The organism is Bacillus sp. CFBP9009 (genome assembly GCF_036541465.1).
Taxonomy (GTDB): Bacteria; Bacillota; Bacilli; order Bacillales; family DSM-1321; genus Peribacillus.
The window spans coordinates 158,830-170,847 of sequence record NZ_JAZHFU010000005.1 but is presented as its reverse complement, the minus strand read 5'-3'; the positions used below and the strand labels follow the sequence as shown (position 1 = coordinate 170,847).

At 41.6% G+C, this 12,018-nt stretch carries 13 protein-coding genes and 1 pseudogene; all 14 read left to right on the top strand.

The window, feature by feature from the left end:
* Window positions 1-24 precede the first annotated feature (24 nt).
* A complete protein-coding gene (locus tag V3595_RS15575; protein WP_485908152.1) occupies window positions 25-153 on the top strand; it encodes a hypothetical protein in 129 nt (42 codons plus the stop codon).
* Between the two features lie 175 nt (window positions 154-328).
* Window positions 329-775 (top strand): ribose 5-phosphate isomerase B, encoded by a 447-nt coding sequence (gene rpiB, locus V3595_RS15570; RefSeq protein ID WP_101223842.1) that lies wholly within the window; start codon window positions 329-331, stop codon window positions 773-775.
* Window positions 776-844: 69 nt separating this feature from the next.
* Window positions 845-1,438 carry a TIGR01440 family protein gene (locus V3595_RS15565; protein WP_485908150.1) on the top strand — a complete coding sequence of 198 codons (594 nt, stop codon included), beginning with the start codon at window positions 845-847 and terminating at the stop codon, window positions 1,436-1,438.
* Between the two features lie 372 nt (window positions 1,439-1,810).
* Complete coding sequence (locus tag V3595_RS15560; RefSeq protein WP_063595710.1) at window positions 1,811-3,052, top strand: serine hydroxymethyltransferase; 1,242 nt, start codon at window positions 1,811-1,813, stop codon at window positions 3,050-3,052.
* Window positions 3,053-3,288: 236 nt separating this feature from the next.
* A complete protein-coding gene (gene upp, locus V3595_RS15555) occupies window positions 3,289-3,918 on the top strand; it encodes a uracil phosphoribosyltransferase (protein ID WP_101223839.1) in 630 nt (209 codons plus the stop codon).
* 23 nt (window positions 3,919-3,941) lie between these two features.
* Complete coding sequence (gene wecB / locus V3595_RS15550) at window positions 3,942-5,084, top strand: non-hydrolyzing UDP-N-acetylglucosamine 2-epimerase (protein WP_485908148.1); 1,143 nt, start codon at window positions 3,942-3,944, stop codon at window positions 5,082-5,084.
* Between the two features lie 86 nt (window positions 5,085-5,170).
* On the top strand, window positions 5,171-7,396 hold the full coding sequence (locus V3595_RS15545) for a S8 family serine peptidase (RefSeq protein WP_485908146.1): 2,226 nt from the start codon (window positions 5,171-5,173) through the stop codon (window positions 7,394-7,396).
* A 272-nt stretch (window positions 7,397-7,668) separates the two neighbouring features.
* Window positions 7,669-7,859, top strand: a pseudogene (locus V3595_RS15540) (AtpZ/AtpI family protein).
* A 6-nt stretch (window positions 7,860-7,865) separates the two neighbouring features.
* Entirely contained in the window at window positions 7,866-8,234 is a 369-nt protein-coding gene (locus V3595_RS15535) for an ATP synthase subunit I (protein WP_305158707.1), read from the top strand.
* Between the two features lie 22 nt (window positions 8,235-8,256).
* Entirely contained in the window at window positions 8,257-8,952 is a 696-nt protein-coding gene (gene atpB, locus V3595_RS15530; protein WP_133350965.1) for a F0F1 ATP synthase subunit A, read from the top strand.
* A gap of 64 nt (window positions 8,953-9,016) precedes the next feature.
* On the top strand, window positions 9,017-9,241 hold the full coding sequence (gene atpE / locus V3595_RS15525; protein ID WP_305158418.1) for a F0F1 ATP synthase subunit C: 225 nt from the start codon (window positions 9,017-9,019) through the stop codon (window positions 9,239-9,241).
* Window positions 9,242-9,406: 165 nt separating this feature from the next.
* Window positions 9,407-9,928 carry a F0F1 ATP synthase subunit B gene (atpF, locus tag V3595_RS15520; protein WP_485908291.1) on the top strand — a complete coding sequence of 174 codons (522 nt, stop codon included), beginning with the start codon at window positions 9,407-9,409 and terminating at the stop codon, window positions 9,926-9,928.
* Window positions 9,925-10,461 carry a F0F1 ATP synthase subunit delta gene (locus V3595_RS15515; protein ID WP_485908144.1) on the top strand — a complete coding sequence of 179 codons (537 nt, stop codon included), beginning with the start codon at window positions 9,925-9,927 and terminating at the stop codon, window positions 10,459-10,461. The genes atpF and V3595_RS15515 overlap by 4 nt, the downstream gene beginning before the upstream one ends.
* 24 nt (window positions 10,462-10,485) lie before the next feature.
* A complete protein-coding gene (gene atpA, locus V3595_RS15510) occupies window positions 10,486-11,994 on the top strand; it encodes a F0F1 ATP synthase subunit alpha (RefSeq protein ID WP_048685849.1) in 1,509 nt (502 codons plus the stop codon).
* The last annotated feature ends 24 nt before the right edge of the window (window positions 11,995-12,018 follow it).

The window sequence follows — 12,018 nt, the reverse complement described above, 5'->3', positions numbered from 1 at the left end:
TGTTGACCATCAATTGGAAAGTGTATGATCAAGGCAGCACAAGAAGTTGCTGCTATTGCAGAAGAAACATCTGCTGGAGCGGAAGAAGTGACAGCTGACAAGCGAACAAGCGTTGGTCATGGAAAACGTCGAAAAATCGGCAATGGAACTTAAAGTGCAAGCGGAAAAGTTGAACAGGACCATTACCCGCTTCACACTTGACATTTTACAGCAGGAAACCCAAGGCGGTTTCCTGCTTCTTTAAGGGGAAAAAAGGATGGACATCCTTTATCTTTTCATAATTTTGTGACACAATAAAATCAATTGAAAAAGCTAGAGGAGGATTATGATGAAAGTTGCGATTGCTTCGGATCATGGTGGTATACATATCCGTGAAGAAATAAAGAATTTAATGAATGAGTTACAGATTCCATTTGAGGACTTTGGCTGTGAATGCACTACTTCTGTGGATTATCCTGATTATGCCTTGCCGGTTGCTGAAAAAGTGGCACGCGGTGAGTTCGATCGGGGCATTTTAATCTGTGGAACTGGAATCGGAATGAGCATTGCTGCTAATAAGGTCAAAGGAATTCGATGTGCTTTGGTTCATGATGTCTATAGTGCGAAGTTGACCCGCCAGCATAATGATACCAATATGTTAGCGATGGGGGAACGTGTCATTGGCCCGGGTCTGGCCAGGGAAATTGCACAAACATGGCTGACTTCGGAATTTGAAGGCGGACGTCATCAAAACAGGATCGGTAAGATCGCGGAGTATGAAGGTAAACAAAGCTAATTTTTATGGTTTTTGGAGAGACCCCTTTTCTTTTGAAAGCAAGTTTTCTTATTGAAAGGATGCGTTTTCATGACAAGTGCTGCTACATTTTCAAATGAGCTTGAGATATGGGAAAACCAGTTTCGGGAGCTTTTACATGAGTTTCAAGAACAGACGGCTTTAAAAGAGAAACAGCTACTGGTAATCGGCTGCAGTACAAGTGAAGTGATCGGGAAAAGGATCGGTACTGAAGGGACGCTCGATGTTGCGGGGATGATTTTTTCCGTAGTTAGGGATTTTCAAGAAAAAACAGGTGTTCAGGTTGCATATCAATGTTGTGAGCATCTAAACAGGGCCTTGGTTTTGCGAAGGGAAACCGCGGGTCGATATGATTATGAAGAAGTTTCGGTTGTACCTGTAAGAACAGCTGGGGGATCGATGGCGACTTACGCCTATCGGCAATGGAAAGATGCTGTCGTCGTTGAACATATCAAAGCGGATGCGGGAATAGACATCGGGGACACCTTCATTGGTATGCATCTGAAGCATGTGGCGGTTCCAATTCGCTCTGCCATTAAAGAAATAGGACATGCACATGTGACCATGGCAAAAACCCGCCCTAAACTGATTGGCGGGGAGCGGGCCGTTTATCAGGACATCTCTGAAAACAAGAGTTGTACTTAATGGGTAAGTTATACAGCATTTCTCGGATGGGGAATGCTGTTTTTTAATAGAATCTGAGCAAAACCGTAAAGCTCAAGATAAGGTTCACAAGAAAAATCTTTACTTTGTAGTACTAATAGAATGGCGATTTCGCTCATGAAATATAGGGTGAAAGAGCTATTTACCATGATTTTGATGTTAAATACGAACGTTTTTAAATAAAAAAACATTTAATGTTCGATAAAAATAGACTATCACTTCTAAATTAGACATGTTAAAATGGAGTAGAATTTTCTATTAATTATTGGTAAGGCTTTTTCATGCTTATTTGATAGCATGTTGCACATAAATACTAAAAAGCGAATCACGCACAATTTGAGGAGGAATTACGGAATGAATCGTTTAGCAAAGCAAGATGAGCAAGTGTTTAACGCAATTCAACTGGAATTAGGGCGTCAAAGAAGTAAAATTGAGCTTATTGCTTCTGAAAACTTCGTGAGTGAAGCTGTCATGGAAGCGCAAGGGTCGGTCTTGACTAATAAGTATGCAGAAGGATACCCTGGAAAACGTTACTATGGCGGATGTGAGTATGTAGACATCGTTGAAGATCTAGCACGTGAGCGTGCGAAAGAAATTTTCGGAGGGGAGTATGTGAACGTACAGCCTCACTCTGGAGCTCAGGCCAATATGGCCGTTTACTTTACAGTGCTTCAAACCGGCGACACAGTGCTTGGGATGAACCTTTCGCATGGTGGTCATTTAACACATGGAAGTCCAGTTAACTTCAGTGGTGTTAACTACAATTTCGTTGAATATGGTGTAGACGAAAAAGATCACCGTATCGATTACAATGATGTATTGGAAAAAGCGCGTCAGCACAAACCGAAATTGATCGTAGCGGGTGCAAGTGCATATCCACGTGAAATTGACTTCAAGCGATTCCGTGAAATTGCTGATGAAGTCGGTGCTTATTTAATGGTCGATATGGCGCATATCGCAGGTTTAGTTGCGGCTGGATTACATCAAAGCCCAATTCCTTATGCTGACTTTGTAACGACAACTACTCATAAAACACTTCGCGGACCACGCGGAGGGATGATCATCTGTAAAGAAGAATTCGGTAAGAAGATCGATAAATCCATCTTCCCTGGAATTCAAGGCGGTCCATTGATGCATGTTATATCCGCTAAGGCTGTTGCATTCGGCGAAGCGCTTCAAGCTGATTTTAAAGTGTATGCACAACAAATCATCGACAATGCTAAACGTTTGGGCGAAGGTTTGAAGAAAGAAGGATTCACCCTTGTTTCTGATGGAACGGACAATCACTTGATTCTACTTGATGTGCGCTCTACTGGACTAACTGGGAAAATCGCAGAGCATGTTTTGGATGAAATCGGTATTACCGTGAACAAAAATGCGATTCCTTATGACCCGGAAAAACCATTCGTTACAAGTGGTATACGTATTGGGACTGCGGCAGTGACTTCACGTGGCTTCGGATTGGAAGACATGGATGAAATAGCTGCAATCATCGGACTTGTTTTGAAGAATAATGAGGACGCAGCTAAACTTGAAGAAGCAAAACAGCGTGTTGAATCATTAGCGAACAAATTTGAATTATATCCTTCATTGTAATATCGGAGCCGCTCCCTTTTTAAAGGGAGCGGTTTTTTGTGCCTTAAGAAGGTCTGTGTGTTTAGAAGAATCCGAATAGTGAAAATAGGTCTGACATCTAAACCTTTATTGAAGATTGAAACATTTTTCTGTAAAATAGGTTGAAGTGAATTTTAAAAGACACGAAAATTTTTCTATTCGATTAGGGAAATCATAAAAGAGCGCAAAACTAAGCAATGGAATTGGAGAGATGCTAAATGGGAAAAGTTTATGTTTTCGATCACCCGTTAATTCAACACAAATTAGCCTATATACGTGATATAAATACAGGAACAAAAGAATTCCGGGAACTAGTGGATGAAGTTGCATCATTGATGGCATTTGAAATCACGAGGGATATGCCGCTGGAAGAGGTGGAAATCCAAACGCCTGTAAGCACAGCGAAAGTGAAAATGCTTTCTGGTAAAAAAGTGGGGATCGTCCCGATTTTACGTGCAGGCATAGGCATGGTGGACGGAATCATTAAGCTGATTCCTGCTGCAAAGGTCGGACATGTTGGTCTTTACCGTGATCCTGAAACATTGAAACCTGTTGAATATTATGCGAAAATGCCAAGTGATTTGGCAGAAAGGGAATGCATTGTCGTTGACCCGATGTTAGCCACTGGCGGATCAGCCATCGAAGCGATCCATTCCATTAAAAAGCGCGGTGCAGTCAATATTAAATTCATGTGTTTGATTGCAGCTCCAGAGGGTGTGGACGCATTAAAAGAAGCCCATCCTGATGTTGATATTTATATTGCTGGCCTTGACGAAAAACTGAATGAACATGGTTATATCGTTCCAGGTCTTGGAGACGCAGGAGATCGTTTATTCGGCACAAAATAAGGAAAGAAGCTGAGGTGTCAAGAATGAACAAACCGATAAAAGTCATGACCATTTTCGGGACGAGACCAGAAGCTGTCAAAATGGCTCCGTTAGTACTCGAATTTCAAAAACACCCAGAACATTTCAAGCCGATCGTTGCTGTTACGGCTCAGCATCGTCAAATGTTAGATCAAGTTCTCGAACTATTTTCCATTCAGCCGGATTATGACTTGGACATAATGAAGGAAAGGCAAACGCTTGCTGACATTACAACAAGAGCATTAAATGGTCTTGATTCCGTAATGAAGGAAGCTAAGCCTGATATCGTTCTTGTACATGGAGATACAACCACAACGTTCGTCGCAAGTCTGGCTGCTTTTTATAATCAGATTGTCATTGGTCATGTAGAAGCAGGGCTGCGCACCTGGAATAAGTATTCCCCTTATCCGGAAGAGATGAATCGACAGCTTACCGGTACGATGGCGGATTTGCATTTTGCGCCGACTTCGAAAGCGGAGGAGAATCTGCTGAACGAAAACAAGAAGGATAATATCTTCGTGACGGGAAATACGGCAACCGATGCTTTAAAAACGACTGTACGGTCCACTTATTCCCATCCGGTTTTAAATGGACTTGGAGAAGACAGGCTCATTCTGCTTACCGCCCATCGCAGGGAAAATCTAGGGGAACCCATGAGGAATATCTTCAGGGCCGTTAAGAGAATCATTGCTGAACATGATGACGTTCAGGTGGTATATCCAGTCCATTTAAATCCTCTTGTTCAAGAATTGGCAAACGAAATTCTCGGGGACGATCCGCGGGTTCATTTGATCGAACCGCTTGATGTATTGGATTTCCATAACTTCGCTTCAAGAGCCTATCTGATTTTGACTGATTCTGGAGGAATCCAGGAAGAGGCACCGTCACTTGGTGTACCTGTCCTGGTTTTAAGGGATACGACTGAACGTCCTGAGGGGATTGCGGCTGGAACCTTAAGATTGGCGGGTACTGATGAACAAACCATATATGATTTGGCACATGAATTGCTCACGGATCAAGAGGTGCACAAAAAAATGTCCAAAGCTTCAAATCCATATGGGGACGGAAACGCTTCGGTCCGCATAGCTGAAGCCATCCGTTACTATTTTAAGCAAATAAATATGCCGCCAACTAGATTTGACTCATAAAAAAGGAAAAGCCATGCGCTTTTCCTTTTTTTATTTGCATACTCCAAGGTTGTTGAGAAAAGATAACTGCTAAGGGGATGATTATGTTGGGAAAGAAAACGTTTCTAGTGTTTGTTTTCCTTTTTGTATTTATTTATCAAAATGAAAAGGGATTGGCATCCGTCATTCTGCCGCCTTTACCAAAACTATCAGAATCTAAGGAAGTAACGGTTGTTGTCACGATGGATAAGGCGTTTCAACGGAAAAAGATCGATAAACTGCTTGGAAAATATCCATCCCTTCAATTACGGAATGTTTATTCGGTTGCCCTGAATGGATTTTCCCTTCATGGGAAGATGAATGAGATAGAACAACTTAAAAAGGAGGACGAAATTCAGGCTGTAACGGAAGTATCTGTTTATCAAGCCGTGTTGGATGAAAGTGTCCCGTACATAGGAGGAGGCAGGGTCAGGGGTTTCTTTGATAAGGAGAATCACCGGATTACCGGGAAAGGGGTAAAAGTAGGGATAATCGATACTGGCATCGATTATACACATCCAGATTTGCAACGAGCTTATAAAGGTGGGAAGGATCTGGTTGATGGTGATGAAGACCCGATGGAAACCAAAAATCAAGGCGACCTGAATACATTACACGGTACTCATGTGGCAGGAATCATTGCAGCCAATGGAAAAATGAAAGGTGTCGCACCAGAGGCGGAGATATATGCATATCGAGCCTTGGGACCAGGTGGAGCAGGAGATACGGATCAAGTCTTGACGGCTATTGAGTCAGCCATGAAGGATAAGGTGGATGTATTGAACCTCTCTCTTGGCAATAACGTCAATGGCCCTGATTTGCCTATCTCCCTTGCATTGAATAAGGCTGTGGAAAGCGGAATAGTTGCCGTGACATCAAATGGGAATTCCGGTCCGGCTGTATGGACCGTCGGCTCACCCGGAACAGCGGAAAAAGCGATTTCCGTTGGGGCATCGACTCCTCCCTTAAGGGTTCCGTATATGATTTACGGACTTGGATCGAAAAAGCACCAATCGCATTTAACCTTGTTTCAAGGCTCTAAAAAATGGAACCTGACGTTTTCCGAGGATGTCATATATGGGGGACTGGGTAATGAAAAAGAACTGAAACATGTTCGGGATAAGATTGTTTTGATGGAACGTGGCACACTTACCTTCCAGCAGAAAGTATCCAATGCAGAAAAGGCAGGTGCAAAGGGGGTAATTGTTTATAATAATACGAGCGGTACCTTTACTGGAAGCTTGGAAAAAGAAATGAACATCCCAGCTGCTTCTATTAATAGAAGAGATGGATTGCAGCTTAAGCAAATCATGGAGCAAGGGCAAAGCAAAACCGTTCAATTTATTTATAAGAACGAGCAGGATAGGCTCGCGGATTTTAGCTCAAGGGGCCCGGTAACCGTATCATGGGGAATAAAGCCTGACGTATTGGCACCGGGAGTGGAAATTGAAAGCACCGTTCCTAAAGGATATATGTCCTTGGATGGAACAAGTATGTCCGCACCGCATGTTGCAGGAGCAGTCGCATTAATCCTGCAAAAACACCCGGATTGGAATCCTGATCAAGTGAAATCTGCATTGATGAGCACTTCCAAGCCATTGAGGAAATCTGCGAATCAATTTTATCACACATATGAACAGGGGGCTGGACGCATTCAGATCGACGAAGCATTAAAAGCGGACACGCTCTTGAATCCAAGCTCATTGTCCTTTGGGATGTATACAAAAAAAGAAGGAATTGAAGAGCATCATGAAACGATAGTCATAGAAAATACCGGAACGAAAAGGAGGAAGTACTCTTTTATGGTCCCATTAAAAGAGACGGGACTCACTTGGGAATTGCCAAAATCCCTTACTTTGAATCCGAAGGAAAAGAAACGGATAAAAGTGGGACTGCAGGTTAACCCAGCCGTGCTTAAAAAGGGAGTCTTTGATGGATACCTCATTATAATGGAAGGAGCCAAAAGAATATCCCTTCCTTATTTATATGTAAAAGAAGAGCCTGATTATCCAAGGATAATGGGATTTGATTTTGGCCAAGGGGACAAGGAAGGCACATATCGGTACGAAATGTACCTTCCGCGTGGGGCTGAAGAATTCGGTATTGCCCTTTATGAGGAAGATAGCTTGAAATTCGCTGGATATTTGGATTGGTCGAGATCGGCACCTTCCGGATTGATCAAAAAAGATGTATTGAAAAAGGACTTGCCGCCCAAAGGAGTGTATAAAGCGATAATCTTTGCGAGGAGGGGCGGAAGGGAAGATCGGATAGAAAAGACGTTACTTATTGAGTGAACAGATGACAATAAGTAAAATAAAACGGATGTCAATAGAAGAAAAAAGATAATTTGTGAACAATTCGTTAATAATTACAAACCTGTGACAAATTTCACTAACCACTCATTGACAATGATTCTAGCCTATTGTATGCTAACAAAGGATGTAAAATGAGAGGGTTTTCAGTAGCCCGGCATGCAGATTTTTACAGCATGAAATGTTTTCTATCCTCCACCAAATTCAACCGCGAGGATGCAACTTGCGTCAAATGATCGCCGTCTAAAATGGCTATGACTTTGATGTCAGCGATTCTTTCTCAAATAGTCGGATCAGTTTTGATCGGTATCTTCTTTTTAGAAAGATGATTTGACAGAACCTTTGATTCGAACCGCTGCTATTAGTAATTGGCCTTCTTTGTGGACTTGCATTAGGTTTACAAGCAATGCTCCATTCAGTTCGAAAATATTTCTCAGGAGATTAAATGAAAATGCCAGAAATGAAAATCATATTCAACAGGCAGAGTAAATATATAATTTTTCTTCTGGCGGTTTATGTTGTTGGATGGGGACTTACGAGTTATCAAGCCGTTTTTGCTGGGCTTATACTGGGTACGAGTTTGAGTTTATACAATTTATGGCTGATCAATCAGAAAATGAAAAAATTCAGTCAGGCGCTTGATGAGGGAAAGAAAACTAAATCTCTTGGGACGATGACACGAATGGCATCCGCAGGTCTAGCGGTACTCATTGCATTGGAATTTCCGGAGCATTTTCATCTGATTAGTGTTGTATGGGGATTAATGACAGCTTATATTGTCATTTTTATAGATTTTTTCATCCAATTAATACGTCGATAGCGGGGAAGAGAGGTGAATATAGTTGAATCATGGAGCACCCTTATACGATTTTATGGGTCTAACCTTTAACTTGAGTAACGTCCTAATGATTACAGTTGCCAGTCTAGTTGTGTTCATACTTGCTGTGCTTGGTACACGTAAGCTGGCAATGAAGCCAACTGGGATGCAGAATTTCATGGAATGGATTATGGATTTTGTTAAGGGTATTATTAATAGTAACATGGACTGGAGAACAGGTGGTCAGTTTCAACTGCTTGGTATGACTTTGCTAATGTACATTTTTGTGTCCAATATGCTAGGTCTTCCGTTTGCAATTAGTTACGATGGAGTGCTTTGGTGGAAATCACCAACAGCCGACCCAGTTATCACATTGACTCTTGCAGTCATGGTTTTAGGTTTAACGCATTATTATGCTATAAAAATGAAAGGCGCCAAGGGTTACTTTAAAGCTTATAAAAACCCAATGACACTTGTAGAGGAATTTACAAACTCCTTGACACTTGGTCTGCGTCTATATGGTAACATTTATGCTGGTGAAGTTTTGCTGAGTTTATTAGCGGGAACCCTAGCATTTAGTGGAGCTGCCGGATTTATTGGTGCAATTGTGCCTACATTAGTATGGCAAGGCTATAGTATTTTCGTCGGTAGTATCCAAGCGTTTATCTTTGTCACGTTAACAATGGTTTATCTGTCTCATAAAGTCAGTGACGACCATTAATTATAAGTTCATTTAGAACTAAAAAAATAATAAATTTTGATACAATCTAAGGAGGATATTTATAATGACAGGTTCAGTAGGTCTTCTTGCAGCAGCAATTGCAATTGGTTTGGCAGCACTAGGTGCAGGTATTGGTAATGGTATGATCGTTTCAAGAACAGTAGAAGGTATCGCTCGTCAACCAGAAGCTCGCGGTATGCTTCAAACAACAATGTTCATCGGGGTAGGTTTAGTTGAGGCGATGCCTATCATCGCGGTAGTAATCGCATTTATGGTATTTGGTGCTTAATAGAACCTTTAAAAAGTTCAAAAATGGCGAAGTTCGTTCCATGTGAACCTTCGCCTTTCCTTTATGTCCACAATCCTGTTTTTATACAGTTTAAGAGCATAGTTTTCTAAAGTTCATATAATGAACGCTTTAAGAAGTGAAACTCGTGAAGGGAGTGAACCAAGCGTGTTAACAAGCAGCTTTGTACTTGGGTCAACGTCTCAGGGCTTTAATGGCGGAGACATGTTATACCAATTAGTAATGTTTATCATTTTGTTAGCGTTGCTGAAGAAATTTGCATGGGGTCCTCTAATGGGCATCATGACTCAACGTGAAGAACATGTTGCAAATGAAATTCAAGCAGCTGAAGCTAGCAGACAAGAAGCACTTAAATATTTAGAAGAACAACGTGAAATCGTAAAACAATCTCGCACTGAAGCGGGACAACTTATAGAAAACGCAAAACTTCAAGGTGAAGCACAGCGTGAAGAGATCGTGAATCAAGCACGTCTTGAAGCTGACCGCGTCAAAGAATCAGCTAAGCGTGAAATCGTACAGGAAAAAGAAAAAGCCATTACGGCATTACGCGAGCAAGTGGCATCTTTATCCGTACTTATTGCTTCTAAAGTAATAGAAAAAGAACTATCCGAAGCAGATCAAGAGCAATTGATTAATGACTACATTCAAGAGGCAGGAGAAGGGAAATGAGCGATATAACAGTAGCAAAGCGTTATGCCGTTGCCCTTTTCCAAATTGCGAAAGAGCAAAATCTCATTAACCAACTTGAAGAAGAGCTTCGCATAGTGAATGAAGTTTTCACAAATGATAATGAGCTATTAAGCTTCCTGGCTCATCCTAAAATGACTAAAGATGCAAAAGGCGCTTTGATTGCAAATGCTTTTGCAAGCCTTTCTTCTTCCGTTCAAAACACTGTGATGTTAATGGTGGAACGTCATCGTACAGATGATGTGACAGCAATGGCACAAGAGTTCATCGAACATGCGAATGAAGAAAACTCAGTAGCTGATGCAACGGTCTATACAGTTCGTCCATTGACTGAAACGGAAGTGGAAGCTGTGTCTACATCTTTTGCTGCAAAAATCGGCAAAAGAAATTTACGCATTACTAATGTTACGGATAGCAATATCCTTGGCGGCATCAAACTACAAATCGGTAACCGCATATATGACGGGACGATTAGCGGTAAGCTAGATCGCCTTAGCAAACAACTATTAGGTTAATATTCACAGATAGGGGTGAAATTCATGAGCATCAAAGCTGAAGAAATCAGTGCGCTGATTAAAAAGCAGATTGAAAACTATCAGTCGGAAATTAAAGTAAGCGATGTTGGTACGGTTATCACTGTTGGTGATGGTATCGCACGCGTTCATGGTTTAGATAATGCAATGTCTGGGGAGCTCTTAGAATTTTCCAATGGCTCAATGGGATTAGCACAAAACCTTGAGCAAAATAACGTGGGTGTTGTTATTCTTGGACCATTCAGAGACATTAAAGAAGGCAGTGAAGTTCGCCGTACTGGCAGAATCATGGAAGTGCCAGTTGGAGAAGAATTAATCGGACGTGTCGTGAATCCGCTTGGACAGCCATTAGATGGTCTTGGCCCGATCGCTACGACAAAAACTCGTCCAATCGAAAGCCCTGCAACAGGTGTAATGGACCGTAAATCAGTTCATGAACCTTTACAAACAGGTATTAAAGCAATCGATGCATTAGTTCCAATCGGTCGTGGACAACGTGAGTTAATCATTGGTGACCGTCAAACTGGTAAAACATCAGTTGCGATCGATACAATCCTTAACCAAGCTGACCAAGATATGATCTGTATCTATGTTGCTATCGGTCAAAAAGAATCAACGGTTCGTGGAACTGTTGAAACACTACGTAAAAATGGTGCTTTGGATTACACAATCGTTGTATCTGCATCAGCTTCTCAACCAGCACCACTTTTATACCTAGCTCCATATGCTGGTGTGACTATGGGTGAAGAGTTCATGTTCGCTGGCAAGCACGTTCTTGTGGTTTATGATGATCTTTCTAAGCAAGCATCTGCATACCGTGAACTTTCCTTGCTACTTCGCCGTCCTCCAGGTCGTGAAGCATTCCCAGGGGATGTATTCTACTTGCACTCCCGTTTACTTGAGCGTGCAGCAAAATTGAATGACACTTTAGGTGCCGGTTCAATCACTGCGCTTCCGTTTGTTGAAACACAAGCAGGCGACATCTCTGCTTACATTCCAACAAACGTAATTTCCATCACTGATGGACAAATCTTCTTGCAATCCGATTTGTTCTTCTCAGGTGTACGTCCTGCGATTAACGCTGGTCTATCCGTATCCCGTGTTGGTGGATCTGCACAAATTAAAGCGATGAAAAAAGTTGCCGGTACTTTACGTCTTGACTTGGCTTCATACCGTGAATTGGAAGCATTCTCTCAATTCGGTTCTGATCTGGATGCTGCAACACAAGCAAAACTTAACCGTGGTGCTCGTACAGTTGAAGTTCTAAAACAAGACCTAAACAAACCGATCAAAGTTGAAAAACAAGTCATGATTTTCTATGCATTGACTAAAGGTCATTTAGATGATATTCCAGTATCGGATATCCTTCGTTTTGAAGAAGAATACTATGTGTTCCTAGATCGTTCTCATCCGGAATTATTAGATCACATTCGCACAACTAAAGGTCTTCCTGAAGACGCTGCTATCGTTGCTGCAATTAACGAATTCAAAAAGAACTTCGTTATTTCTGAATAATAAAGGTCTAACTAATTTATAAAA

Coding starts and splice junctions, on each gene's coding strand:
- wecB (WP_485908148.1), top strand. CDS start 3,942: ATGAACAAACCGATAAAAGTCATGACCATTTTCGGGACGAGACCAGAA.
- rpiB (WP_101223842.1), top strand. CDS start 329: ATGAAAGTTGCGATTGCTTCGGATCATGGTGGTATACATATCCGTGAA.
- V3595_RS15565 (WP_485908150.1), top strand. CDS start 845: ATGACAAGTGCTGCTACATTTTCAAATGAGCTTGAGATATGGGAAAAC.
- V3595_RS15560 (WP_063595710.1), top strand. CDS start 1,811: ATGAATCGTTTAGCAAAGCAAGATGAGCAAGTGTTTAACGCAATTCAA.
- V3595_RS15535 (WP_305158707.1), top strand. CDS start 7,866: ATGCCAGAAATGAAAATCATATTCAACAGGCAGAGTAAATATATAATT.
- atpE (WP_305158418.1), top strand. CDS start 9,017: ATGACAGGTTCAGTAGGTCTTCTTGCAGCAGCAATTGCAATTGGTTTG.
- atpA (WP_048685849.1), top strand. CDS start 10,486: ATGAGCATCAAAGCTGAAGAAATCAGTGCGCTGATTAAAAAGCAGATT.
- V3595_RS15575 (WP_485908152.1), top strand. CDS start 25: ATGATCAAGGCAGCACAAGAAGTTGCTGCTATTGCAGAAGAAACATCT.
- V3595_RS15515 (WP_485908144.1), top strand. CDS start 9,925: ATGAGCGATATAACAGTAGCAAAGCGTTATGCCGTTGCCCTTTTCCAA.
- upp (WP_101223839.1), top strand. CDS start 3,289: ATGGGAAAAGTTTATGTTTTCGATCACCCGTTAATTCAACACAAATTA.